The organism is Bacillus sp. GW823-FHT06B01 (assembly GCF_058952315.1).
This window is the reverse complement of the sequence record NZ_JBXAHR010000001.1, coordinates 577,165-602,616: the sequence shown is the minus strand read 5'-3', so window position 1 is coordinate 602,616 and position 25,452 is coordinate 577,165. Positions and strand designations below refer to the sequence as shown.

The following is a 25,452-nucleotide window of genomic DNA, read 5'->3' as shown; positions in this document are numbered from 1 at the left end:
AAAGCATAGAGGCACTACCTTTATGCTTTTATATTATTATACTGCAAACTGCACAGCAGTATTTGCATGTAAAAAAGCGGTATCAAAAACAGGTACAGTAAGGTCGTTTTGGGAAATGAGCAATGGTATTTCAGTGCAGCCTAGCAATATACCTTCTGCGCCATTTTGAATTAATGAGTTTGTAATTTGTAATAGCTTTTCTTTTGATGTTTCTGAAATAATTCCTTTACTTAATTCATTTAAAATAACATGATGAATAAAATTTCTTTCCTCTTTATTTGGAATAATTGTCTCAATGTTATAGTTCGCTAGACGTGATTTATAGAAGTCTTGTTCCATCGTTTGTTTCGTACCTAATAGTCCGATCCGTTTTATATTCTGCTCTACCATTTCTTTAGCACTTACATCACCAATATGAAGAAGTGGAATAGATATTGCCTGTTCTACTTCTTCAGCAAATAAATGGACCGTATTGGAACACATTAATAAACATTCAGCCCCGGACTTTTCAACCTTTTTTGCAACTGTGACTAATTCGTTTTTCACTTCTTCGTATTGATGATTTTGTAATAAAGTAGTTACTTCACCAAAGTCCATGCTATATAAAACAAGCTTCGCATTTTGATCGTATTGAGAGAGTGTAAGTGTATTAATATGTTTATAGTATAACGATGTAGATTCCCAACTTAGTCCACCAATTAAACCGATTACTTTCATCGTACATTCCTCCCGTTACTATTTTGAATTCATTATTTCATAATTCCGATAAGAATACAATGATTTAAATGTACCGTTAAACGAAAAATAAAAATAATTAGAAAAGTGTTGAAATTTACACTTATTAATGCCATAATACGAATTACAAATTAATACTTATCCAGAGAGGTGGAGGGAACGGCCCTATGAAACCTCAGCAACCCCTATATAACTTTATAGGAAGGTGCTAATTCCGCAGAGGACACGACGTGTTTTTTGGAAGATAAGAGGATTCTTGAACGTGAAGAAAATGACCTCTTATGTAAGGGGTCATTTTTTGTTGTATAGAAAGGGAGTGTCGATGCATAATTCATTTTCAAAATAAATATAGAGTAATAAAAGTTGACTAATACGGGAGGGGAATTGTAATGAACAAATTATCAACAAAGTTAGTAGTAGCAATCGGAATTGGAGCAGCATTATACGGGATATTAGGACTTTGGGGATTTTCTATTGCACCAAATACATTTATTAAACCTGCATTAGCTATTTTAACCGTTTTTGGAGCGTTATTTGGTCCAGTGGCAGGACTGTTAATAGGACTTATCGGTCATACCGTAACAGATACAATCGCTGGATGGGGTATTTGGTGGGGGTGGGTTATTAGTTCAGGCATTATCGGCTTTGCAATGGGACTCATTCAAAAAAGAGTTAGCTTTAGTGTGAAAAACGGGACGTATAATAAGCGGGATATTTCTTATTTAGCCATTACTGGGTTAATTGGTATTGTCATTGCTATTATATTTGCTGGGGCATTCGATGTTATTGTGATGGGAGAACCATTTGACAAAATTGTTATACAAGTATTAGGAGCGACAATTGCGGATGTTATTGTATTTTTAGTTCTTGGATTGCCAATTACAATAGGTCTAGCTAAATCTAATAAGAAACATACACATTTAAAAATTGAAAAGTAGGGATGTTAACATGCAACCAATCATTTCTTTTGAACAATTCAGTTTTCAATATGAACATGCTGCGCAGCCTACTGTAAAAGACATTACATTTCATATATACCCTGGAGAAAAAGTACTAATTGCTGGACGAAGTGGTTCAGGGAAGTCAACGTTAGCTCATTGTATAAATGGGCTAATCCCCTTTTCTTATGAAGGGATTAATACTGGTAATATTTTAATTGCCGGAAAAGACCCGAGGAAAGAGAGTGTTTTTGAACTAAGTAAACAGGTAGGCACAATTTTGCAAGATCAAGATGCTCAATTTATTGGTCTTACAGTAGAAGAGGATGTAGCTTTTTATTTAGAAAATGAATGTGTAAATCAAGATGATATGAAAAAGATTGTTTCGAACTCATTAAAAAAGGTAAAGATGCATGCTTTTCATAAACAAAGTCCACATGAATTATCAGGAGGGCAAAAACAAACTGTTTCTTTAGCAGGTTTGTTAACAACAAATGCTGATATATTATTGTTCGATGAACCGTTAGCAAATTTAGATTCAGCAAGTAGTTTACATACAATAGAACTTATTAAAGGCATACATAAACAATATAATAAAACAATTGTAATTATTGAACATCGAATAGAAGAAATGTTAAACCTGGATTTAGATAAAATCATTTTAATGAATGAAGGGGAAATTGTTGCGATAGGGACACCAGAAGAGATTTTAGCGTCAAATATATTACCATCTATCGGCTTAAGAGAGCCTATGTACGTAGAAGTATTAAAGAAATTGCAGTTTGATGGTAATAATGACGTAATATACTACCCACTTGAAAATCTTCAAAGGGAAAGTGTTCGTAGCGTAATAAATGAGTGGATGGAGAAGCAAGTTTCTTGTAAAGGTACTCCTACAAAAAAAGAATTATTGAAAGTAGAGAATTTATCATTCTCCTATCCTAATAAACAAAAAGTATTGGACAATGTAAATTTCTCCATATATGAAGGTGAAATTGTAGCACTTTTGGGCCATAATGGAGCCGGGAAATCAACATTAGCTCATAGTCTTATAGGCATAAACAAAACAAAAAATGATAGGATTATATTTGATGAAGTAAATATCAATTCTTGGTCTATTCGTAAACGTGGTGAGGTTATATGTTATGTGATGCAAAATCCAAATCATATGATTACACAACCTACTGTTATAGAAGAGGTTTCATTTTCATTAAAATTAAAAAAGTTTTCAAAGGAAGAAATTAAGCTTAGAGCGGAAGAAACATTAAAACTTTGTGGTTTGTATCCATTTCGAAATTGGCCAATTCAGGCATTAAGTTATGGACAAAAGAAGAGAGTAACGATTGCATCTGTACTAATAGCAAATCCGAAACTTATCATATTAGATGAACCGACAGCGGGACAAGATTATTATCATTATAAACAGTTTATGTCGTTTATTAGAAAACTAGCTGTAAAGGGAATATCTTTTATTTTTATCACACATGATATGAATCTCGCTTTAGAATATGCAGACAGAGCGATTGTTCTAGATGAAGGGGAAATTATTGCGAATAATTCCGCGTGCGTTGTATTAGGAGATACAGAAACGTTACAAAGGGCGAACCTAAGGGAAAGTTCTTTATTCAAACTAGTTAAATTTAGTGGAATTTCATATCCTGAAAGGTTTATGGAATATTATTTTGAGGATATTAGGAGGGAGGAAGGTGTATAGTACATATTTTCATCGCATGGATGGAGCAGTGAAATTGTTGTTATTTATCTTTTGTATGACACTTACTTTTTTGTTTTTTGATTTTCGTATATTGCTATTTGTATTTATGATTGGATGTATCGGACTGTTTATTGCTAAAATTCCATTTCGTAAAATTTGCATTGTTTTTACTGTTATATTTACATTTAGTTTATTAAATTCTGTCATGATTTTATTTATTACACCAACTCATGGATCCGAATTAACCGAATCATATACTTCGTTTTTACATATCGGATATGCAACAATTACATATGAAACATTATTTTATGCAGCTACACTTTCATTAAAATATTTTACGTTATTACCATTTACACTTATTTATATATATACGACTGATCCAAGCAAATTTGTGAGTAGCTTAAGTAAATTTCGAATTCATTATAAGATTACATATGCAATAAATATTGCATTACGTTATATACCTGATATTCAGTCAGAATATAAAGTTATTAAACATGCACAAGAGGCGAGAGGAGTAGCTTTTGAAAAAGGAGAAGCAAGTTTATGGATTCGTATGAAAAACCGTGTCTTAATTTTTTGGCCTTTAATTATTCATTCACTAGATAGAATCGATACAGTTTCAAATGCAATGGATTTAAGAGGATTTGGAAAGAAGAATACACGAACTTGGTTTTATACAAATAAAGCGAAAAGCGGGGATTTCATTGCTTTATTTGTAGGTGTTTTTATTTTAATTGTTGCAGTGTATTTAAAGTTACATGTATTTCAAAACTTTTGGTATCCATTTTAAAGCACTCTCAAATGAGTGCTTTTACTTATTTTTATGTGGACATGCTCAAAAAAGGGATATTTACATAATGTATAATACGAACCAGTTAAAATGATCAACTACCTATTAGTTTTCAAACCAAAAGGAGGAGAAAATATGAGTTACGGTGGTTCTTGTGGTTTTGGTGGAGGTTTCGCGTTATTAGTTGTGTTATTTATTTTATTAATTATCGTTGGATGCAGCTGCTGGGGCGGAGGGTACTAATTTCTAATTAGTCTCCACAAATGTAAACTTAAAAAACATAGAAGATACTTATGTATCGAAACAAATAAAAAAGGAGCAATTATGCTCCTTTTTTATTTGTTTTCAGATGAATTCATATTACATCTCGGCAATGTAATTGTCAAAGTTGTACCTTTATTAATAACGCTTCGGATTTTCAAACTACCTTGCATCGTTTCAATGATCTTAACAGCAACCATTGTACCTAAACCTGTACCTTTTGTTTTTGTACTAAAATATGGTTCACCAAATCGATTTACTTGCTCTTGTGACATACCAATTCCGCTATCCTCAATTCGAATAATAACTTTATTATTACTAATAGATGAGGAGATATGTAAAGTACCACCATTAGGCATTGCTTCAATCCCATTTTTTATTAAGTTTAAAAAACATTGTTGAAAGTGCTGTTTATTGCCTACAATTGTTGCCGTAGAAAAATCTTTTGTAATATGTATTGTATTCATATTGCATAATGGTAAGATCATATTAATAACTCGGTTCAACTCTTGTTCTACTGAAATATGATCTAATTTTTCTGAAGCGGGTTTGGCAAACGTTAAATAATCATCAATAATTCCTTGTGCACGATGTAACTCTTCAAGTATATGTTCAATATACTCATCTCTTGATTCTGGAGTTAAATTAGGTGTTTTTAAAAGTTGAGTAAATCCTTTTACGACAGTTAAGGGGTTTCTTACTTCGTGCGATATACTAGCAGCAAGTTGGCTAACAATCTCCATTTTCTCCATTTTAATCATCTTCGATCGCATACATACTGCATCTTTTAAAACTTCATTAAAATAAATGCCAAACAACATCAAAGTGGTTGGTAATATTATGAAATAAATAATGTACAAATTATTTACTTCAAAATCTGATAAAGTTAATACAATTACAGTTGTAAATATTGCTAGAAAAAATGTTAAAAACATTCCATAAGCTACTTTAATTTTTCTATTATACTTATTAAATTTTGCGGATGCGAATGCTGTAACGATAAACATTGTTCCATAAACTAGTATTGTTAACATACTAAATCCATAAAATAAAAATCTTGTAATTAATAAAATAGCAAACAAAATGATACCAACAGGGAAGCCACCATAAAGTGTGCCTATTATAACTGGTATTTGTCTTAAATCATGAATACAATTTTCATCCATATAGATTGGATAGCGCATACATAAAATAAGAGGGATACTCGTACAAAGGATAATAAGTAATTTTTTATATTTCTTTAAATAGCGTCCGCTATCATATATAAAATAAAAAATAAATATACTACTTAAAATGTAAAGAAGATTATTTAATACGTTTTGATTAATATAAACAAAGTTCATAATATTTTCCTCGTTATTTTGAATTTCCATTTTATATGTATTATACATGATTATAGTAGAAACTTTATGTTTTTAATAATATAGGTTATATCTTTTCAGCATTTGCCACGTTTATCCACTCTTCATAAAATACTTTAACTGATTCATATCGTTCAGCTCGGCTTTCATTTACAGCACGATGCGCTATTTCATATAAATCCCTACTTGCTTCCCATTTTGTAAAGGAACGATCTTTTCCACCTCCTAAAATTTCGAAAGCCATCGCCCCCATATTAAATACATTTGTTCTTGCATCAATCATAGCGTTTAGCTCAAATTCTTCAGGAGACATAAAACGCGAGGAACCCCATAATCTTCCCATTTTATTCACGTATGGTTTTTTAGAATATAAATCAATATCACAAATCTTCGTCTCATTTGTATGGAAATTATATAAAATACTACCGTCATAAAAATCTATTGCTACATAGTTTTCCTTTTCGACATATGTATGGAAAGAAAACATAGAATTTAAGGACTGAATTCGCTCCAAAACAGATAAATGCTTATATTTATAATAAGGAGAGTTTGGATTTTTATATTTCTCAGGAGGCGGGAAACTCCAATGTGAATGAAGACATTCGCCATCAAACCAATCAAAAATTAAGACATATCCAGATTGAACGGGAAAATGTTCAATTAATTGTATTAGTGACTCATGCTTTAATTCTTCATATAAGGAAACTGAATTTTTTAATCTATCAATTGCATCGCTGGTCCTTCCGTTATATGCAATTGTATGTGCCCCTGCATATTTAATAAATTTCTTATGACCATCTTTTTCTACACCAAAAGATAGATTGCCTGAATCTTGCTGGTCAAAAACCGCAAATACGGTTCCTAATTTCAATAGCCAATCAAAATTATGATGTTCTTTTAATTTAAATGTTACTTGATTTAATTGAATTTCAACTGGAATATCTTTCATAATATACCTCACATTTATTATAATTAAGTTGTATATTTCAGTATTCGACATATTTTGTAAAAATCCTATGTTAATCACATAAAATTTTATAAATATAATAATAAACACTTATAAGAGGGTGAACAATATGGAACAACAAATCGTTATTAAACCATATCAAAAAGATTGGTATGAAGAGTATGTAATAGAAAAAGAGAAATTTATTTCATTATTTGAAGGAGAATGTATTGTTATTGAGCACATAGGGAGCACATCTGTACAAGGATTAGGAGCGAAACCTCTAATTGATATGATGATTGGCGTAACGGATTTACAAATTACTGAAAAGTGGATTGAAGATTTATTAAATATTGGATATGAGTATGTTCCAAAAGAAACGCCTAATCGACGTTTTTTTAGAAAGGGAAAATGGAGAGCTGGTACTCATCATTTGCATGTTTATATTTATAATAGTGACGAATGGAAAAACAATCTTTTATTTCGAGACTTTCTAATAAAACATGAATGGGCACGTAAAGAATATAGAGAATTAAAAGAGAAACTTGCAACTACATATCCTTTTGATCGTGTTTCATATACAAGTGCAAAAGCACCGTTTATTCAAAATATAATAAAATTAGCTAAAAAAGATCACTAGAAAATTCAAGTGATCTTCAAATTCTCATTTTATTTTAATCTTTCTCTCATGTTCCTTTCTTTTTAATTTGATATTCTGCTTGTTACAGAAGGTTTATAAGGAAGGAGCTTGAATGAATTGGAGAAGCTACTAAGAAATAAATATTTTCATTTGTATGTTAAAATTACAGGCATTACTATAATTTTTTGTAGTATAGCATTGTTAGTTATTAATGTAATATACGGCAACGCATTAAATGTGAAATGGTTAAATAAGAAATTAGGTTCTTTCGGTGAATACGGGGCAATTTTAGCTGCATCGTTATGGATTTTACGTCATGTATGGTTATTTTTAAAAAAGAAAAATATAATTGGGTTTAAATTGATAAAGGATATATATCTTTTTATAAAAAAATTTCACGTATTAATTGGATATACTGTATTAGCTGTATCATTTACTCATGGCGTTTATTTTTTATTAAAAGGAAGTCGGCATATACTTATATTTTATAGTGGTATATTCTCTCTTTTCATTTTAATCATACTAGGAGTCGTCGGATTTTTCTTACAGAAACATAATAAAAAAACAAACTTGATATTGTATAGAAAAGCACATCAAATCATTGCAATTATATTTGGGATAGGATTACTCATTCATTTAACTATATAGGAGGAATTACGGTTGCAACATATATTAATTATTGAGGATGAGGAAAGTTTAGCTGATTTTTTAGAATTAGAATTAAAGTATGAAGGATATAAGGTAGACATACAGTTTGATGGAAGGAAGGGATTAGAGGCCGCACTTGAAATAAATTATGATCTTATTTTACTTGACTTAATGCTACCAGGGTTAAATGGACTAGAAGTGTGTCGTAGATTAAGGGCAACTAAAAATACACCTATTATTATGCTGACTGCACGCGATAGTATTATGGACCGCGTGACAGGGTTAGATAGCGGTGCCGATGATTATCTTCCGAAACCATTTGCAATTGAAGAGCTATTAGCGCGAATGAGAGTTATATTTAGACGAGAAAAACATATAGAAAACAAACATGTATCATCTCTTACGTTTAAAGATTTACAGCTCCAGATTGAATCGCGAACTATTACAAAAGGTAATGAAGAAATCGAACTTACAAATAAAGAATTTGAACTATTACTGATGTTTATGAAAAATATTAATAGAGTACTTACCCGTGATGTTTTATTGGATCAAGTATGGGGATATGACGCGATGGTTGAGACAAATATCGTTGATGTATACGTTCGTTATTTACGTAACAAGTTACATAGTGTAGATAAGGAGGAATATATCCAAACGGTCCGCGGTGCTGGATATATAATGAAATGATTAAAAATATTGTGCATCGAATTCGAAATCTACCTATAAAGTGGAAATTAACACTTTGGTCCACTACTCTAGTATTTATTTTATTCATTTTATATAGCACTCTGCAGTTTATTGTAATTAACAAGTGGACTATAGACTATGAACAGAAACAAATAAATAGACAAGTGACAGAAATAGCGGCCTATTTCCAAGATAAAAATGATACCCTTTTGAGTAAAACGTTTGAAAACAGTAAAGATTTCTTAAACAATATGATTGATAAGCATCAAATGATTCGTATTATCGGCATGGACGGGAAACCAATTGTTACTGTTTCGCGAGATTTTAATGAAACATGGATAAAGCCAAAACAAGTTACACAAGAGGAATTATTTATAAAAAGACATGTAGAAGATCGCATATTAGTTAAGCGTATACCAATCCAAACAAAAGAGTTCACTGGTACTATTGAGCTTACGAAAAACTTAGAGGCTTTCGATCATTTATTAAAAATTATTCTAGTGGTAATGGTTATTGCTGGAATATGTGGACTAATCTTTAGTTTTTTAGGTGGGCTACTAATCACGAAAAAACTATTATCAAGCGTTCAAAATATAACGGATACGATGAAACGCATTAAGAAAAATGGATTGAATGAACGAGTTCCAGTACGTGAAAATAATGATGAACTTGCAAAATTATCGTTTCTTTTTAACGAAATGATGGATGAGGTAGAAACTTCTTTTACACAACAGAAACAGTTTGTTGAAGACGCATCCCATGAACTGAGAACACCACTAACAATTATTCAAGGACACTTATCTATGTTAAATCGGTGGGGGAAAAATGACCCAGCAGTTTTAGATAAATCGCTTCAATCCAGTTTAAAGGAAGTCGATCGTTTAAATAAGTTAGTTTTAGAATTGTTAGAACTATCAAGAGCCGAATCAGAACAGATGCATCCAATCGCAGCTGAGCCAGTCCATGTAAATAGTATATTAAAACAAGTTACACAAAACTTTGGCGTACTTCAAACTGAATTTCAATTTGAAATGAAACTGGATGGAGATACGGCATATGTCTCAATACCCTCATCTTACTTAGAACAAATTATTATTATCGTAATGGATAACGCTGTGAAGTATACAAAAGAAGTTAATAAATATATTTGTATTGAATCTAGTGTGCAATCAAGGAAAGTTAAAATTCGTATCATAGATCGTGGAGCGGGAATACCCGAAGCTGATTTACCTTTTGTTCTTAACCGCTTTTATCGAGTGGACAAAGCAAGAAGTCGAAAACAGGGTGGAAACGGTCTAGGTTTGTCTATTGCAAAACGACTTATAGAGAAATACAACGGAACAATTCAAATAGAGAGTAAAGAAGGCGAAGGAACAATCGTTACGATTACACTGCCTACCGTTTCACTTTAATAATTTAGAAAGAAGGGATGTTTTTGTGCATTCCTTCTTTTTTACGGTCAAATTATTTTGTTTATTTCGAACTTTCTAGTACATTAGAATCATGAAGGGGGAATAATAATGAAAGCTATCGTACAACAATATAAATCTGGATTTGAAGGGGTAGAATATAAAGTATTACCAGAGATAACACCTAATGCTGGAGAAGTGAAAGTGAAATTAAAATCAGCCGGTTTAAATCACCGAGATTTATTTATAATGAATAACAGAAAAGAAATGCAATTACCATTAGTTCTAGGATCAGATGGTGCAGGTATTGTTACGGAAATTGGAGAAGGTGTTTCAGGTGATTTATTACAAACCGAGATCATTATTAATCCTAGTATTGGATGGGATCATATTGCTGAAATACCCGAGTTACCAGAGGTGTTAGGTGGACCGAAAGATGGAACGTTTGCTGAATATGTGATTGTGCCCGCTGAAAATGTAGTGAAAAAACCGTCATATCTTACTTGGGAAGAGTCTGGCGTCTTATCTTTATCGGCACTAACTGCATATAGAGCGCTTTTTACAAAGGGTAGATTAAAGAGTGGAGAACATGTTTTAATTCCGGGCATAGGCGGCGGTGTAGCGACATTTGCCATGTTATTTGCAAAAGCAATTGGCGCAAAAGTAAGTGTTACTTCAAGGGTAGAGAACAAAAGAAAGTTTGCCGAAACCTATGGCGCAGACTTTTCTTTTAATAGTTCTGGAAATTGGGAAGAGAGTTTATGCGGAGAGAAGGTAGATTTAATAATCGATAGTATAGGTCCAGCAACATTCTTAAAATACTTTGATGTATTAAAACCAAATGGGAGAATTGTTAATTTTGGTGCAAGCTCTGGAGATAAAATTGAATTACCATTACGAGCGTTATTTTATAATCAAATCGATATTATGGGGACATCTATGGGTAGTAGTGAAGAATTTAATGAAATGATTAATTTTATAGAGAAATATAAGATTAAACCAATTATGGATAAAGTTTATTGGTTGGAAGAAGCGATTCAAGCATTAAGACGTATGGAACAGGGAGAACAATTTGGTAACATTGCACTTCGGATGTAATACAAATATGATTTTGCAACTAGTATATTCAAATGACTATGTTATGTATTCTATATATAAAAAGCATATGATTCGTATTGTTTTAAAGGTTTTTCAGCTTTATACATAATTAGCCATTATAAATAGTCTTAATATTGTCAAATAACTACTAGTAAAATGAGAATTAGATGAGAAAAGTTTAAGTCCATTTTCATATAGATGTTGTATACTGTGTAAATCACGAACGCTTTTATGTAAGGAGAGAGTATTATGAATTACACAGTATTTCAATGGTTTAATAATTTTGCAGGATCGTCCAAACTATTAGATACGCTAATGATTGCTATTACAAATAGTGCTGTATATGTAGCGATTTTGTTTATGTTTGTCTTATGGTTTAATAATGGAAAGAAAGTCAATGCCATTAAAAAACAATACACAGTGTTATATACGACACTTTCAGTCATTATCGCATTACTAGTAAATGTGGTGATACATGCAGTATATTACCATCCACGTCCATTTGTATCACATGATGTACATCAATTAGTACCACATGCAGCAGACTCATCATTTGTTAGTGATCATTCTGTACTTGTATTTTCCATCGCATTTGTATTTTTACTTAGAGGAGAAAAACTTAAATATGTCGCTCTTATTTGGGCAGTATTAGTTGGTGTATCACGTATGTACGTAGGAGTTCATTATCCTCTAGATATACTAGGTGCTGCGTTCTTAACATTTATTACGAGTAGTTTAGTAATACAAAGTACACGTATGTTTGAACCGATAGCGAAATTTGTATTTAAAATGTACGCATTGGTAGCGAAACGAATTCCTTTTTTAGCGAAATATAATCATATAGCTTAATTTTTATAAATAACTATTTGTAAGTTTGTTTAAGAGTTCGCCTTTGGAAATCCAGAGGCGAACTTTTTTATTATGCACAAGATAAGGGTATGCGTATTAAAAGAGTGGAGAAAGAACAACGGAATTAGCATCATAAGTTCCTATTAAATTTGTATAAGTTAACCATCTTATAACGGAATATTCGTAAATTTCACGCACCGTACTGTAAATAGAAAAATAAAAGCAGAAACAACAGCTACTTTCAGAACGTTTTAAAGGAATTAAAAAGAAAAGTTCGAAACATATAGTATTGAAATCAAAAACTACATAATTTGTAGCACACCTTTGCCGCAATTAATTGTGAAAGAAAGGAGATCAATATGCATAAACTTCAAACGAATAAAGGCGCGCGGTATTTTATGATTGCTTTTATTGTTTTGTTTCTTATTATGCTTTTGCGTTTTTTCTATATTCAAGCAGTAGGGGTCGTGCATAATGTGAACGTCAAGGATCTTGCAACTGAACAACATAATAAAAATGGTGTTTTGGAAGCAAATCGTGGCACAATATATGATCAAACTGGAAAGGTGCTAGTCCAAGATTCCACAACGTATCGTGTTGTTGTGAATTTGAAAGGAACAAATAAAGTGAAAAATAAAGAGGAAACCGCAGAGCGATTAGCTGATGCACTTGAAATTGATAAAGAGGACGTATTAAAAAATTTTCATGAGGGACGCACGCAAGTTGAGATTGGAAAAGTTGGCCGGAATTTATCTAGAGAAGTAAAGGAACAAATAAAGCAATTGAAAATCCCGGGTGTATCTTTTATGTCAGAAAAAGCAAGAGTATATCCAAATGAAGATTTTGCATCTTATATTCTTGGTTTTGCGAGACCTGACGATAAAGGGAATACAGAAGGGAAATTTGGACTGGAAAAGAGTCTGGATAAATATTTGCGCTCGACAAACGGAAATATAGAATATGTGGGAGCACCAAGAGGGATCCCACTTACAAATGATATAGGGAAAATAGAACCCGCTAAAAATGGGAATAACGTATACCTTACGCTAGATAAACAAATTAATAGTTTTTTAGAAGAAGCGATGAATAAGGCGCAAGAGCACTATGATCCTTCTATGCTAGTAGGAATCATAGCGGATCCAAAGACAGGGAAAGTTTTAGCAATGTCTAGTAAACCTAGTTTTAATCCTAATAAAGGAGATATCGAATACTTTTTAAATGACCCAATCGCATATGCATTTGAACCAGGTTCAACTATGAAAGTATTTACGTTAGCTGCTGCAATAAATGAAGGGGTATATAACGGGAAAGAATATTTCCAATCTGGAAAATATTCAGTTGGTTCATCTGATATAAAAGATCATAACGGTGGGTTTGGATGGGGATCTATTACATTTGATGAAGGCTTTGAAAGATCATCCAACGTAGCTTTTTCTATTTTAGAAGATCAGTTATTGAAACCGGATAAATTTAAGCAATATATGAATAAATTTGGATTCAACCAAAAAACCGGAATAGATTTACCTGGCGAAAGTAAAAACACATTATTATTAAATACACAAATTCAACAAGTCACAACTTCTTTCGGACAAGGTTCTACAGTAACTCCCATTCAATTAATCCAAGCAGCTACTGCTATAGCAAATGACGGGAAAATGATGCAACCATATATCGTTGACAAAGTTGTAAATCCAATAAATAAACAAGTTATTATGGAAAATCAACCGAAAGAAATTGGGAATCCAATAAAAAAAGAGACAGCGGACAAGGTAAGAGACTTAATGGAGCGTGTTATTACGTCTTCAAAAGGTACTGGTACAATGTATAAAGTGGATGGTTATCCAATAGGAGGTAAGACAGGAACAGCGCAAATTCCGAATCCTGAAAATGGACGATATATGGAAGGAAAAGAAAACTATATTTTTTCATTTTTAGGAATGGCTCCGATTGATGACCCAGAGTTAATTGTATACTTAGCTATTAAGCAACCAAAGTTAAAGGGAGATGAGTATGGAGCTCAGCCGCTCGCTGAAATATTTAAACCAGTTATGAAAAATAGCCTTGAATATTTAAAAGTGAAACCATATACAGAAAAACAAATGGAAGATGCAACGAAACGATCCCAATTAAAAGTACAAAACTATGTCAATCAAGCAATGGATACAGTAGAGAATAGTGTGAAAAAAGAGAAGCTCCAACCGATAATTTTAGGCGAAGGAAAAATAATAAAACAATATCCGCAATCTGGTGAAGTAATGAGTGAAGGGGATCGTATATTTTTATTAGGGAAGAACGCAATAATGCCAAATTTACAAGGTTGGTCAATGCGTGATGTTATGTATTTCTCTAAATTATTAAAATTAGATTTAAAAACTACAGGTACGGGCTATGTAACGAGTCAGAGCATTGAAAAGGGACAAGATATACAAGAAGGAGATGCATTAATCCTAGAATTGGAACCACCGTTACAACCGCTAGCAGAGGCGAATACAAACTAATTCGGACAAAGTGAAGGGTCTATATACAATAGGCTCTTTATTTTATAGATTTAAGTAATTTCACGCACCGTAATTTTTAGAAAAAATAATAAATAAAAGAATTAACAGAAACACGTTATTAAATATCTGATTATTTTTTATTTACAGTTAAATATTTCTGTGATAATATGGAAAAAATCAAATGCAGTGAAGAGAAGAGTAAATAAAATGAATTTTTCACAGAGAGCTCCATTTAGCTGAAAAGGAGTAAAAATTCTTTATTGAACCAAGCCTCTGAGCGGCACATCGGAACCTTTTATTAGGGGGTGGTGTGACGGGAGCTCCCGTTATAGAGCTATGGTATAAGCATGATTTACAATGCAGTACCTAATAAGGTTAATATGGCGACATATTAACAAACTAGGGTGGCACCGCGATGATAAATCTCGTCCCTAAGACAAAAAGTCTTGGGGGTGGGATTTTTTTATTGTTTAAATACAATTTGGAAAGCGGGGGCCTAAAATGAAAAACTTACTTAAAGGTTGGAAATATCCTTTATTATTACTGTCTGGAGTTGGTATTGCGAATTTAGGGGCATGGATTTACTTAATAGCACTGAATGTACTTGTCTATAATATGGGAGGCTCAGCCTTAGCTGTTGCTACTTTATATGTAATTAAACCATTAGCCGCTTTATTTACAAACGCATGGTCAGGAAGTATGATTGATCGTTTAAATAAACGGAAGTTAATGATTCACCTCGATATATATCGTGCGGTATTTATCGCTATTTTACCTTTACTTCCATCACTTTGGATTGTTTATGTGTTCGTATTCTTTATTAGTATGGCTAGTGCAATTTATGAGCCAACTGCTATGACGTATATGACGAAATTAATTCCAGTTGAGCAAAGACAACGTTTTAACTCATTACGTAGTTTAATAGGATCTGGTGCATTTTTAATTGGGCCAGCGATAGCGGGAGTATTGTTAATAGCAAGTACACCAGAGTTTGCTATATATATAAATGCTATAGCATTTCTCATATCAGGAGTAATTACATTACTGTTACCTAATCTTGATAAAAAATCCGATATTCATACATCAAATGACAAGTTATCTCTAGCTGTACTAAAAAAAGATTGGAACATCGTTTTAAAATTTAGTAAAAAATCTTTATATATCGTTTTTATGTACTTCTTATTTCAAGGGATGATGGTTTTAGCTGCCGCAAATGATTCACTTGAATTGTCATTTGCTAAAAAAATTTTACTGTTATCAGATAGTGAGTATGGCTTTTTAGTTAGTACCGGCGGAGCTGGATTTATTTTAGGAGCTATAACAAATACAGTTTTATCAAAAAAATTAACACCTTCATTTTTAATTGGAATAGGATCATTATTCATCGCAATCGGTTATTTAATTTATGCTTTTTCAAATGAGTTTTTAATAGCTACTATCGGATTCTTTATTTTATCTTTCTCTATGGCATATGCAAATACAGGATTTAACACCTTTTATCAAAATAATGTCCCTGTCTATATGATGGGACGGATTGGGAGTATATATGGGCTTGTTATTGCGTTCATGACCATTTCGATTACGATTCTATTCGGAGTTGTAACCCAATTTATTTCTATACAACTTGTAGTTATTATAGGTTCATCAATCATGTTCCTTATAACTATCATATTGTGTGTGTTTATTTTATTGCCATCACAGTCTAAAGTGCATTCCTCTGAGTCAATCAATTCAAAATAGTAATCTTGGTTTTGATTTACGGTATTCAATAGGAGGGTTTACCCTCCTATATATGGAAATATAAGAAGGGTGAACAATATTGATAAACGAGGGTGGTTTTTGTAATGAAAACAAAAAATCAAATAGACAGTATTGTAAAAGAAATGCATCAGCATATAGATTTCTCTGGGGTAATTTTAGTAAAAGAAGAAAAAGGCTTAGTCTATGAAGAGGCGTTTGGTTACGCAAATCGCAATGAATGTATAAATAATACGCTACAAACAAGGTTTGGAATTGCCTCCGGTTGTAAAATATTCACTGCTATCGGTATCTGTCAACTTGTTGAAAAAGGTGTAATCACTTTTCATACAAAGTTAAAAGAGTGTTTACGTATAAACTTTCCAAACTTCAATGAAGATATTACAATACATCACCTTTTGACGCATAGTTCGGGTATTCCGGATTATTTTGATGAAAGTATTATGGATAACTTCGAAGATCTTTGGGAACAAACTCCTATGTATCTATTAAAAAATTTAAAAGACTTCATACCATTATTCCAAAACAGAAATATGATGTTTGCAACAGGAAGTAAGTTTCACTACAACAATGCTGGGTTTATCATACTTGGATTAATAATCGAAGAACAGACAGGACTTAAATTTACGGAGTATATAGAAAAAAACATATTTAATCCAATTGGTATGAACGATTCTGGCTATTTTTCTTTAGATAGATTACCAAGACACACAGCTCTAGGATATATAAAAGACGAAATTAACCAAAATTGGAGAACAAACGCATACTCTATACCAATAATAGGAGGATCTGATGGTGGAGCTTTTATTACTGCGCCAGACATGCTGAAGTTTTGGGAAGCGTTGTTTAACTATGAAATTGTAAGCCGGGAATATACAAACATACTTTTAACCCCACACATTCAAGTAAATAAAAATCAGTCTTACGGATATGGAATATGGATTGAAACGAGAGAAAACAAGATATTCAAATATCATGTAATGGGTTATGATCCAGGCGTTAGTTTTCGCTCGGCCGTATATCCAGACTTAGGAATTACATTGGTTATCCCATCAAATAAAGGAACAGGACCCGAAAAATTAATGACAGAAATAGAAGGAACTTTTTAATTATATGAATATAGAAATTAGAGCGTATAACAAATCGGATGAAACAGGATGGGTACGTTGCCGTGTGTTATCTTTTCTAGATACAGCATCTTACGATAATGTATTTAGAGAAAAAGAAAAATATGAAAATCCTGCTATTGAATTAGTAGCTGTATATGAAAATCAAATTGTGGGATTAATAGATATTGAATATGAATTAGAAGAGCGTACGGTTTGTTCGAGAGGAACTGGTCTTGGTGGCATGATTTGGCATATTGCTGTTCATCCAGATTTCCGTAGAATGAAAATTGGTAATCAACTATTAAATGAGGCCGAGAAGTTAGCGAAAGAACTTAACCTCAATCGATTGGAAGCATGGACGAGGGACAACCTATGGGTTCATGGATGGTATGAAAAGAACAGATTTGTAAACGTAGATTCATATTTACATGTATACTCCGATCATACAGACAAGATAAAAGGTGTAATGAAAAGTAATATTGATCAGTTATATCCAGTTCAAACATTTGCTCATTATACAGGTGAAAATAAAGAAGAGATAAGAAAACAATTTAAACGAGTTCACGATTGTTTTTGTTTTGAAAAGTATTTTAACTAGAAAGCAGTTATTTTATAAATAAATGTTTTCTAGAATGAAATATAATTCTATACAAGTGAATTTAATAACATTATATCTGTATATTTATAAAATATTACTATGAAGGGATGTGTTAACAGTTTGTATATGATCAATGGTAGTGTGTTTATCATAGTAGGAGTTATCTGTTATTTGATTGTACGAAGTATTTTTATTGGAATGAAAAGTAAAAAAGGTGTGAATTGGTGGAAAGAACTAATTAGTTTTCTATTCGTAATATATATTGGTATGGTTGTTGCAATAACTTTATTTCCTATCCCAATCGGTTTTCCAACGGACATCGAGAATATAAGACTTTCAATCAATATTATCCCCTTTGCTTCAATTATTAAAGATATTGGTAAAATAGGAATTGCTTATGATGGTGATGTTCTATTTATGATCGGTCTCATCGTAAGAAATGTAGGTGGAAATATTTTATTATTAATGCCGTTAGGATTTTTAGCACCAATTATATGGGATAAATTCAAAAAAATTAAAAACACTATTTTATTAGGTTTAGCTATATCAATTAGTATTGAATTATTACAACTAACAGAGTCTTTATTTAGTGGATGGGGACGTATTACTGATATTGATGATGTGGTTTTTAACGTTATAGGTTCTATTGTAGGATATTTTATTTATAAAATCACTTTAATGCTAGCTAGTAAATTTAATATTCAAGTATTAAATAAGACTAATTATAAAAGTGTAGAATCTATTGATAACTAACAGTTCATACGGGTTAATAGATATGTTTATTTTTATTAAAAATGCTTACGATTATTACATTATGTACCGTAATAAATAGACGATAGTATAGCCCAAAAATATATAATGAATTAACAAAAAAATTGTAAATACATTCATCCTTTGTTTATCAATGCTGTGAACGGTAATACTAAATAACATTGAACTTTTACAACAAGGGATGATAATATGATATTCGTTTATACAGATTTTGGCGGAACACATTCAACTTCACTTGCTGCAGCTTATCATTTAAATAAATTACCAACGGATCGTAAGTTAACGAAAGAAGAAATTTTGAATGTAGATTACTTTAATAAATTGAAAACAGAGGATATGGGCAAAATCATTTTTCATGGAATAGACGAAAATGGTAATCCGGTTTATACAATTGGATGTGGTGCATCAAAAGTCGTTGTACCTGCGATGAAACATTTAGGAGAGATTTTGCAAAAACATTATCAAAGTCATGAAAAGATTATTTTTTCTAATACATCACCAACAGTGCCTTTACCAATGACTTTCGGTGGTCTGTTTTCTAGAAGATTTCACATCGACTTCATCGGCGTACCGTTACTCGTATGGGGAGCGAAACTTTGCTGTGATAACGTGCAAAGACTTGTTAGTTATACGAAGGAAGCTGGTCGATTGACCAATGATTATGTAGTAATTTTAGATAATGAAACTTTTAAATAATGTATGATAAGAGAAAATTGGGAAAAACTCCGATTTTCTTCTTTTTTTGGCCAAAATGACAAAAAATATTCACATTTAATATTCATCTACTATAGCCAAAACAATAAAGTCCTGTTACTATTACAGGGATATTCTCTTTTCGTAACATAAATATATAGAAAAGTCAGAAAAGAGGAATTGAATTAAGGGAGGAACAACATGAAGCGTGTTGCTTGGATTACTGATAGTACAACTGCGAGTTTTAAAACAGAAGGAGATAACTTTGTTATCCCAATTGAAGTTATTATTGATGGTGTGTCGTACAAAGATTGTGAAGAAGGTGTGCGTGAGCGCGTTTATAATACTTTGAACGAAGGTAAAACTGTCACTACATCACAGCCTAACATAGGGGAAATGGTAGATTTATTTTCGAAATGCAAAGAAGAATATGAAGAGGGATTTGCAGTTGCTATTAGCGGAAAAGTAAGTGGAACTTATCAAAACATGAAGTTAGCTGCAGACATGGCAGGTTTCCCATTAACGGTATTGGATAGTGAAACAACAAGTTATCCAATGGATGAACTAATTAGAAAAGCGAAATCGTTATACAATGATGGTATGACGTTACAAGATATACACAAAACATTAGTAGATGAAAAAAGAAGACCTTTCCACGTATTCCCGAAAAGTTTAAAAGGCCTTTACGCAAGTGGACGTGTAAAGGGAGTTCAATTTTTACTTGGAAGTTTATTAAGTGTCAACTTAATACTAGAAGTAAAAGGTGGAGAGCTTTTACTTGAAAAGAAAGTTCGTAAAATCCAAAAATGTCGAGAATATATTAAAAATGAACTTGAAAAAGAATTACCAAAAGTACTTCATATGTTCCATGCTAACGATAAAGATGGAGCTGAAGAATGGATTGCAGATATTAGACAAGCATTCCCTGAAATGGATTTCAAATTATACCCATTACCAATTTCATTTGCGGTTCATGCAGGTGAAGGTACAATAGCAATTAGTTATTAAGCAGAAAACCCGTGAATGATTCGCGGGTTTTTTTATTTAATTAAATTGGAATCGGAGGTATATTACGTCGCCATCAAGCAAAAAAGCTCATTTTATCGGTTTTGGGAGCAATCAATCCCTCAACTTGATTTGAAATTAAAAATATAGACCTTTGCCTACTGGCTGAACAGTTTCTAGCACAGTATCGACCATTTTTTCATTGATTAAGGTTCTTATAATCCAAGCTGAAAGATCTTGAGCAGCAAAACAACCTGCAGCAGTCGAGATATTTCCTTCGTTCACGAAACTTTGTTCAATAACGTCCACATCAAATTCCTTAAGCTGTTCTACTGCGGATGGATATGTAGTGGCTTTTTTACCTGTTAGCAATTTCTTAGCTCCTAGTAGTAATGAACCAGAACACATAGATCCTATTAATTGTCTTTGAGGATTTACATGAATGCTATTAAGATACTCTTGATTTTTATATAAATTTTGTACACCCTTACCACTTGCAAATATTACAGCGTCAGCAGACGGAATATCAGAGATGCTTCCTGTCATGGGAATACGTAAGCCAGACATGGATATATGAGTTTTTCCCGTTCCTAATAGTTGAACGTTCCAATCAGAAATACCGCCAACTAAACGTACACGATTTAATAAATCCCATGGTAGAAAAACATCTATATCAGTAAAGTTATCGAAACAGACTATTGCAATTTTCATTTTTCAATCCCTCATTCCGTATGTATGTCCCCTTATTTAGAATATAAACTCCTCCTCTTTATTTTCTATATTAAGTTATAAATTCCTGTATATTCTATGCGATGGAAATTTAATTAAATAAAAGGATTATACACCTTATAAAATATGTGGCATTCAAATACCCCATACATAATGTAAATAATGTTGTTTCGAAAGTTTAAAGGGTTTTTAAATATAAAAGTAGAAATCTATATAAAAATATATACAAATGGTAGGGATATTATGAAAATTGGTAAGTTTGGAGAAGTAAATAACATAAGTATTGATACAATTAGACATTATATGGATCTCAGCCTCATTATTCCTGAAAGAAAGGGATCGCATTATTTTTTTGATGAGTATTGTCAAACAGATTTAGAACTTATATTACATTACAAAGATCTAGGATTTAGCTTGAATGAAATTAAAGAACTATTTTTTTATAAAAAATTAGCGAAATCTATGAATTACGAAAATGATACTTTTTACCAATCTTTATTTAAATTGAAATATGACAAGATGGAACAGGAAATAGAAATTTTGGTGAAGAGGCGGGATAAATTAAAGAAAGTGTTACATGATTTATTATTAACAAATGAAACTTCAAATTCAATTATAGGGATAGATTTAAGCGTACTGCATTTACTTACATGTTCTAAGTGTAGTAAAAAACTAATTCTTCAAGATGGAATTATTAATAACAATCAAATTACTGAGGGGAGGTTACTTTGTAATTGTGGTGAAGAATACATTATTACTTCAGGAATTATAACTGCTGGTAAATCATTTAAATTAAATGAGCAAACGTCACTTGAAGATACTATTTCGGATTATATTCATGAAACTGATAATGCTTATTTGGAAAATATGCATAGGGAAGGGGAATGGGCGAAAAAGAAACTAATACATTTAAATTTAAATAACAAATTAATACTGGATTTAGGATCGGGACTTGGATTCTTTTTGAGAAACATTTATGAAGAACTGCCCGAAGATTGCCTATACATTGCAGTGGATCGAGATTTAAATAAACTTTTATTTTTAAAAGATGTATTAGCGAGAAGAAATCCGAAAAGAAACATTCTCTTTATCTGTGCTGATTTTTTGAATATCCCTATTCAGAATCAGTCAGTTGATATTGTAATTGATCATTCTGGTACGAGCAATTATAGTTTTGAGCATGAGGATTTTTTACTTCGCGAATTAAATCCACTTTTTAAAACGGATTGTTATTTAGTAAGTTTATTTATTTTATTTAAAAATTTCAGCTCAAATAGCCAAATTAAAAATAACTTTCAAGAAAATTTTACACTTTCAAAAGTAACGAAAGAAATCCAAAATCTACACTTTCAATCCATCGATGAAAGTACTTCAAATTATTTGAAACGAGGAGGAAAGTACGAGGATTTCTTTGTTCAAGGAGAAGAAATTTATACATATTCATTTTTCGGAAAAAGATGGGGTTAACCCCATCTTTTATTTATTTTCCCTGAAAACTTTTCAAATAGTACATATTGCTATTGGGTTGACCCAAGAACTTACAATGTACGTAACACAAAATTAAGCAGGGGGAAAAGTGATGGGAAGTTTACGATTACATATAGAAAATAAAAAAAGAAACCAAGAACTAAGAAATATTTGTTTATATTCAATTGCAAAAACAGTATCAATATTTGGTACCGCTATGTATAGTTTCGCATTAGGATTATATGTTTTACAAATAACTGGATCTGCGTTAAATTTCGCAATTACGCTCATATTAGGAACGATTCCAATGATTGTTATGAATCCATTTGCTGGTGTAATTGCTGATAAAGTTGATAAAAAGAAACTCGTCGTTTGTATGGATCTACTTAGTGGCTGCTTATTAATAGCTGTTTATATAGTAAGCAGCCACTATGGATTAAATTTATTCATCATTTATACTACTACATTTCTTATGACGGTATTTACAACCTTTTTTGGAATAGGGTTAGAAGCTGCGAAACCGAATATCGTCTCTAAAGAGAGGCTTATGAGTATTAATTCTATAAGTAAAATTATCGATTCTGTATCTTTAATTCTTGGCCCTATGTTAGGTGGTATCGTTTTTTCAGTATTTGATATTAAAACTTTTATCATTATAAACGGTATTTCATTTATTCTTTCCGGGATAGCATTACTATTTATTCACTTTAAACTGTTCGAGTGTAATATAAATGAGGAAAATGCAAAAAGAAGAGTTAATTTTATTAAAGATATAAAAGAGGGGGTTTCTTACTTACTTGAAAAGGAAAGCTTAAAGAATACGTTTCATATTTTAATTTCGTTTAATTTCTTCTTAGGCTTTGCTGTAACTGTTCCATTGCCATACATTATTAACACAGTACTCAATCTTGGTTCTAAGCAATTTGGTATCATTCAAGGGACTTTTCCAGTAGGGATGATAATTGGTGCAATTGTAGTAAAAAAGATAACTGATCGTTTTTCTTACTCTTATCTTTTGAAAAAACTAAGTTCTATGTTGTCAGTTTTTATGATTATTTTAGGAATTCCAGTTTTATTCAAAAGTTTTGAAGTGAATGATTTAGTATTCGTTATTACGTATTGTGTTGTTATGATCTTTTTAGGGTTTATTATAGCGCTAATTGATATTCCTTTAATTTATTTCATGCAAAATGAGATTCCCGATGAATACAGGGGAAGGGTTCTCAGCATTGGATTAAGTATAGGTAAAATGATGCTCCCTATAGCAATGGCACTATCTGGTCTATTATTAAATTATATCCCAGCGTACACCATTCCAATTGTAGGGGGATTCTTATATTTAATAGTAATTAAAGTTTCATCAAATCGTTTCATATTAGAGGTTCATTCGAAAGATTATAGTGCTTAGTAGATTCTTAGATTATGTATACTGCTACCTCTTTCAAGCTAAGAAAAGCAAATACTATAAAACGAAATTTATAGTTTGTGAATTCCTATAGGCCTATTCTTTGTATTTGTTTTTGACTATATTCCGCAATCTGATGATTACTTACAGAATAAGTACGGTGAACAATTTACAGTGTATAAACAGAAAACAAAAAAACTAATACCGTTTATTTAGTAAATCAGTTTCATAAATTATAAAAAGCGCAGGATCATCATCCTGCGCTTTTCTATCGTAATTCAGCTGTTTTTCTAATAACAATCTTATCAATATCATCTTCTTCATCACCATTAAATAACCCGCGTTCTTTTAAATACGCCTCAAAATATAAATCTGCTTCTGCACGTTCATCATATGGTTTTACAGATAGAACGAAACCTAATTTGTTTTGTTCCTCTAAATGAGAAGTGGAGATGTAGGCCGGTACATTATGGCGTAAAAAGAGTTCTTTAACCGGAATAATCATATCTTTCATTAATTTCGTTAACATACCCATTTCAAACTCGAAATTAAAGCGATCTATGCTACATAAATCAGCGAATACTACACCGATAAAACCTGTATTAAATACTTCTTGATATTCTACATCTTCGTCATTACCGTAAAAATTCTTTTCGATTAAATAATTTATAAAGTAAGCAACACCGTCACTTTGTTCAAATGGTTTCGTTGAAAGAACAAAGCCGATTTTCTTTTGTTTATGTAAATACACACATGACATGTATGCTGAAATGTTATGTTCTTTAAATAGAGAACTTGTTGCCCCAGAGAGGCCATCAAGTACGTGATGAACAATTTGAAGTTTTTTACGAGCGAAATAATAGGATTTCTTTTGTAACTCCAATGTATCAATAAAGACAGAGCCGATAAAGCCTGTATTTGAAATGATAGGTGTTTGCTTTTTTCTTCCTCTGCGCTTTGCTTGAGCCATTGTAAAAATCATCCCTTCATGTACAATTAAAATAAAAAGAACATTTGTTCGTATATTTATATTTTACTATTAAAACGCTCTAAAGTAAAGGGTTTTTGACGAAAAAAACAACAAAAAAGACACCTATAAAAGGTGCCTTAAACGCTGTAGGGAAGAGGGTTCATCCCAACTATTTATATTATGATACAGAAACGATCTCTTCTGCATCTTCTACATCTAAATGACAGTCCATAGTACGAACATCTTGATCTTCATGACTTCCGAAATAAATAGTAATTTTCATATGTATCGCTCCTTTATTCTAGGAATACCTAAAATAATTACTAGTAATGTTACTATTTATTATATACCACTTTTTTCATTCCGACAA

Annotated in this window: 24 protein-coding genes, 1 pseudogene, 1 riboswitch and 1 other annotated feature; of the genes and pseudogenes, 20 read left to right on the top strand and 5 right to left on the bottom strand. The window is 31.7% G+C overall.

The genetic code is table 11. The annotated features are described in order from the left end of the window. Positions 1-36 precede the first annotated feature (36 nt). Positions 37-717, bottom strand: a complete 681-nt coding sequence (locus tag AC1Q8N_RS03240) for an aspartate/glutamate racemase family protein (protein WP_098077338.1) — start codon at positions 715-717, stop codon at positions 37-39. 153 nt (positions 718-870) lie between these two features. Beyond that, a riboswitch (SAM riboswitch) is annotated at positions 871-986 on the top strand. A gap of 138 nt (positions 987-1,124) precedes the next feature. Here AC1Q8N_RS03240 and AC1Q8N_RS03235 point away from each other — a divergent pair. From AC1Q8N_RS03235 to AC1Q8N_RS03220, 4 genes are all read left to right on the top strand, one after another. Next, on the top strand, positions 1,125-1,673 hold the full coding sequence (locus tag AC1Q8N_RS03235; protein WP_001038206.1) for an ECF-type riboflavin transporter substrate-binding protein: 549 nt from the start codon (positions 1,125-1,127) through the stop codon (positions 1,671-1,673). Between the two features lie 10 nt (positions 1,674-1,683). Continuing rightward, positions 1,684-3,387: an ABC transporter ATP-binding protein gene (locus tag AC1Q8N_RS03230; RefSeq protein ID WP_098077341.1), complete on the top strand. Its 1,704-nt coding sequence runs from the start codon at positions 1,684-1,686 to the stop codon at positions 3,385-3,387. Further along, positions 3,380-4,180: an energy-coupling factor transporter transmembrane component T family protein gene (locus tag AC1Q8N_RS03225; RefSeq protein ID WP_098047619.1), complete on the top strand. Its 801-nt coding sequence runs from the start codon at positions 3,380-3,382 to the stop codon at positions 4,178-4,180. Before AC1Q8N_RS03230 ends, AC1Q8N_RS03225 begins: the two co-directional genes overlap by 8 nt. A 135-nt stretch (positions 4,181-4,315) precedes the next feature. Then, positions 4,316-4,423 carry a YjcZ family sporulation protein gene (locus AC1Q8N_RS03220; RefSeq protein WP_000120182.1) on the top strand — a complete coding sequence of 36 codons (108 nt, stop codon included), beginning with the start codon at positions 4,316-4,318 and terminating at the stop codon, positions 4,421-4,423. A 92-nt stretch (positions 4,424-4,515) separates the two neighbouring features. Here the strand turns inward: AC1Q8N_RS03220 and AC1Q8N_RS03215 are convergent, their stop codons facing one another. Both AC1Q8N_RS03215 and AC1Q8N_RS03210 read right to left on the bottom strand, forming a co-directional pair. Then, positions 4,516-5,784, bottom strand: a complete 1,269-nt coding sequence (locus AC1Q8N_RS03215) for a sensor histidine kinase (protein ID WP_493521068.1) — start codon at positions 5,782-5,784, stop codon at positions 4,516-4,518. 85 nt (positions 5,785-5,869) lie between these two features. Continuing rightward, entirely contained in the window at positions 5,870-6,751 is an 882-nt protein-coding gene (locus tag AC1Q8N_RS03210) for a protein kinase (protein ID WP_098077346.1), read from the bottom strand. Positions 6,752-6,878: 127 nt separating this feature from the next. Between AC1Q8N_RS03210 and AC1Q8N_RS03205 the strand changes: the two genes are divergently transcribed. The 13 genes from AC1Q8N_RS03205 (at position 6,879) to AC1Q8N_RS03145 (ending at position 20,514) form a co-directional block, all read left to right on the top strand. Continuing rightward, positions 6,879-7,388: a GrpB family protein gene (locus AC1Q8N_RS03205; protein WP_493521067.1), complete on the top strand. Its 510-nt coding sequence runs from the start codon at positions 6,879-6,881 to the stop codon at positions 7,386-7,388. A gap of 117 nt (positions 7,389-7,505) precedes the next feature. Further along, positions 7,506-8,036, top strand: a complete 531-nt coding sequence (locus AC1Q8N_RS03200; RefSeq protein ID WP_048547155.1) for a hypothetical protein — start codon at positions 7,506-7,508, stop codon at positions 8,034-8,036. Between the two features lie 12 nt (positions 8,037-8,048). Further along, positions 8,049-8,723 (top strand): response regulator transcription factor, encoded by a 675-nt coding sequence (locus AC1Q8N_RS03195; RefSeq protein WP_048547157.1) that lies wholly within the window; start codon positions 8,049-8,051, stop codon positions 8,721-8,723. After that, positions 8,720-10,135 carry a HAMP domain-containing sensor histidine kinase gene (locus AC1Q8N_RS03190; protein ID WP_098077350.1) on the top strand — a complete coding sequence of 472 codons (1,416 nt, stop codon included), beginning with the start codon at positions 8,720-8,722 and terminating at the stop codon, positions 10,133-10,135. The genes AC1Q8N_RS03195 and AC1Q8N_RS03190 overlap by 4 nt, the downstream gene beginning before the upstream one ends. Before the next feature lie 108 nt (positions 10,136-10,243). Continuing rightward, positions 10,244-11,230, top strand: a complete 987-nt coding sequence (locus AC1Q8N_RS03185) for a zinc-binding dehydrogenase (protein ID WP_098077354.1) — start codon at positions 10,244-10,246, stop codon at positions 11,228-11,230. Positions 11,231-11,479: 249 nt separating this feature from the next. Next, positions 11,480-12,079 (top strand): undecaprenyl-diphosphatase, encoded by a 600-nt coding sequence (locus AC1Q8N_RS03180; protein ID WP_098077357.1) that lies wholly within the window; start codon positions 11,480-11,482, stop codon positions 12,077-12,079. 359 nt (positions 12,080-12,438) lie between these two features. Then, positions 12,439-14,577: a penicillin-binding protein gene (locus tag AC1Q8N_RS03175; protein WP_493521066.1), complete on the top strand. Its 2,139-nt coding sequence runs from the start codon at positions 12,439-12,441 to the stop codon at positions 14,575-14,577. 177 nt (positions 14,578-14,754) lie between these two features. Then, positions 14,755-15,013, top strand: a binding site (T-box leader). Positions 15,014-15,078: 65 nt separating this feature from the next. Further along, entirely contained in the window at positions 15,079-16,317 is a 1,239-nt protein-coding gene (locus tag AC1Q8N_RS03170) for an MFS transporter (RefSeq protein WP_098077362.1), read from the top strand. A gap of 104 nt (positions 16,318-16,421) precedes the next feature. Next, positions 16,422-17,444 (top strand): serine hydrolase domain-containing protein, encoded by a 1,023-nt coding sequence (locus AC1Q8N_RS03165; RefSeq protein ID WP_098077365.1) that lies wholly within the window; start codon positions 16,422-16,424, stop codon positions 17,442-17,444. 4 nt (positions 17,445-17,448) lie between these two features. Then, positions 17,449-18,042 (top strand): GNAT family N-acetyltransferase, encoded by a 594-nt coding sequence (locus AC1Q8N_RS03160; RefSeq protein WP_493521065.1) that lies wholly within the window; start codon positions 17,449-17,451, stop codon positions 18,040-18,042. Between the two features lie 99 nt (positions 18,043-18,141). After that, positions 18,142-18,795, top strand: coding sequence for a VanZ family protein (locus AC1Q8N_RS03155; protein WP_176519561.1), 654 nt, complete (start codon positions 18,142-18,144; stop codon positions 18,793-18,795). A gap of 207 nt (positions 18,796-19,002) precedes the next feature. Further along, positions 19,003-19,509 (top strand): DUF3189 family protein, encoded by a 507-nt coding sequence (locus AC1Q8N_RS03150; protein ID WP_098047630.1) that lies wholly within the window; start codon positions 19,003-19,005, stop codon positions 19,507-19,509. 198 nt (positions 19,510-19,707) lie between these two features. Further along, positions 19,708-20,514 carry a DegV family protein gene (locus AC1Q8N_RS03145; RefSeq protein ID WP_098077374.1) on the top strand — a complete coding sequence of 269 codons (807 nt, stop codon included), beginning with the start codon at positions 19,708-19,710 and terminating at the stop codon, positions 20,512-20,514. 135 nt (positions 20,515-20,649) lie between these two features. Here the strand turns inward: AC1Q8N_RS03145 and AC1Q8N_RS03140 are convergent, their stop codons facing one another. Further along, on the bottom strand, positions 20,650-21,222 hold the full coding sequence (locus AC1Q8N_RS03140; protein WP_098077377.1) for a DJ-1/PfpI family protein: 573 nt from the start codon (positions 21,220-21,222) through the stop codon (positions 20,650-20,652). A gap of 261 nt (positions 21,223-21,483) precedes the next feature. On the opposite strand from AC1Q8N_RS03140, the gene AC1Q8N_RS03135 reads away from it, so the two are divergent. From AC1Q8N_RS03135 to AC1Q8N_RS03125, 3 genes and pseudogenes are all read left to right on the top strand, one after another. Further along, positions 21,484-22,707, top strand: coding sequence for a methyltransferase domain-containing protein (locus AC1Q8N_RS03135; protein WP_493521064.1), 1,224 nt, complete (start codon positions 21,484-21,486; stop codon positions 22,705-22,707). A 112-nt stretch (positions 22,708-22,819) separates the two neighbouring features. Further along, positions 22,820-24,115, top strand: coding sequence for an MFS transporter (locus AC1Q8N_RS03130; protein WP_098047633.1), 1,296 nt, complete (start codon positions 22,820-22,822; stop codon positions 24,113-24,115). An 81-nt stretch (positions 24,116-24,196) separates the two neighbouring features. Beyond that, positions 24,197-24,328, top strand: a pseudogene (locus tag AC1Q8N_RS03125) (methyltransferase family protein); the annotation flags it as partial. 52 nt (positions 24,329-24,380) lie between these two features. Here the strand turns inward: AC1Q8N_RS03125 and AC1Q8N_RS03120 are convergent. Next, the gene (locus AC1Q8N_RS03120; RefSeq protein WP_095205749.1) at positions 24,381-25,094 is read right to left on the bottom strand and encodes a hypothetical protein; all 714 of its coding nucleotides are present in this window, start codon (positions 25,092-25,094) and stop codon (positions 24,381-24,383) included. Positions 25,095-25,452 lie beyond the last annotated feature (358 nt).

Coding starts and splice junctions, on each gene's coding strand:
- AC1Q8N_RS03240 (WP_098077338.1), bottom strand. CDS start 717: ATGAAAGTAATCGGTTTAATTGGTGGACTAAGTTGGGAATCTACATCG.
- AC1Q8N_RS03235 (WP_001038206.1), top strand. CDS start 1,125: ATGAACAAATTATCAACAAAGTTAGTAGTAGCAATCGGAATTGGAGCA.
- AC1Q8N_RS03230 (WP_098077341.1), top strand. CDS start 1,684: ATGCAACCAATCATTTCTTTTGAACAATTCAGTTTTCAATATGAACAT.
- AC1Q8N_RS03220 (WP_000120182.1), top strand. CDS start 4,316: ATGAGTTACGGTGGTTCTTGTGGTTTTGGTGGAGGTTTCGCGTTATTA.
- AC1Q8N_RS03215 (WP_493521068.1), bottom strand. CDS start 5,784: ATGAACTTTGTTTATATTAATCAAAACGTATTAAATAATCTTCTTTAC.
- AC1Q8N_RS03210 (WP_098077346.1), bottom strand. CDS start 6,751: ATGAAAGATATTCCAGTTGAAATTCAATTAAATCAAGTAACATTTAAA.
- AC1Q8N_RS03205 (WP_493521067.1), top strand. CDS start 6,879: ATGGAACAACAAATCGTTATTAAACCATATCAAAAAGATTGGTATGAA.
- AC1Q8N_RS03190 (WP_098077350.1), top strand. CDS start 8,720: ATGATTAAAAATATTGTGCATCGAATTCGAAATCTACCTATAAAGTGG.
- AC1Q8N_RS03185 (WP_098077354.1), top strand. CDS start 10,244: ATGAAAGCTATCGTACAACAATATAAATCTGGATTTGAAGGGGTAGAA.
- AC1Q8N_RS03180 (WP_098077357.1), top strand. CDS start 11,480: ATGAATTACACAGTATTTCAATGGTTTAATAATTTTGCAGGATCGTCC.
- AC1Q8N_RS03175 (WP_493521066.1), top strand. CDS start 12,439: ATGCATAAACTTCAAACGAATAAAGGCGCGCGGTATTTTATGATTGCT.
- AC1Q8N_RS03170 (WP_098077362.1), top strand. CDS start 15,079: ATGAAAAACTTACTTAAAGGTTGGAAATATCCTTTATTATTACTGTCT.
- AC1Q8N_RS03165 (WP_098077365.1), top strand. CDS start 16,422: ATGAAAACAAAAAATCAAATAGACAGTATTGTAAAAGAAATGCATCAG.
- AC1Q8N_RS03160 (WP_493521065.1), top strand. CDS start 17,449: ATGAATATAGAAATTAGAGCGTATAACAAATCGGATGAAACAGGATGG.
- AC1Q8N_RS03155 (WP_176519561.1), top strand. CDS start 18,142: ATGAAGGGATGTGTTAACAGTTTGTATATGATCAATGGTAGTGTGTTT.
- AC1Q8N_RS03150 (WP_098047630.1), top strand. CDS start 19,003: ATGATATTCGTTTATACAGATTTTGGCGGAACACATTCAACTTCACTT.
- AC1Q8N_RS03145 (WP_098077374.1), top strand. CDS start 19,708: ATGAAGCGTGTTGCTTGGATTACTGATAGTACAACTGCGAGTTTTAAA.
- AC1Q8N_RS03140 (WP_098077377.1), bottom strand. CDS start 21,222: ATGAAAATTGCAATAGTCTGTTTCGATAACTTTACTGATATAGATGTT.
- AC1Q8N_RS03135 (WP_493521064.1), top strand. CDS start 21,484: ATGAAAATTGGTAAGTTTGGAGAAGTAAATAACATAAGTATTGATACA.
- AC1Q8N_RS03130 (WP_098047633.1), top strand. CDS start 22,820: ATGGGAAGTTTACGATTACATATAGAAAATAAAAAAAGAAACCAAGAA.
- AC1Q8N_RS03120 (WP_095205749.1), bottom strand. CDS start 25,094: ATGATTTTTACAATGGCTCAAGCAAAGCGCAGAGGAAGAAAAAAGCAA.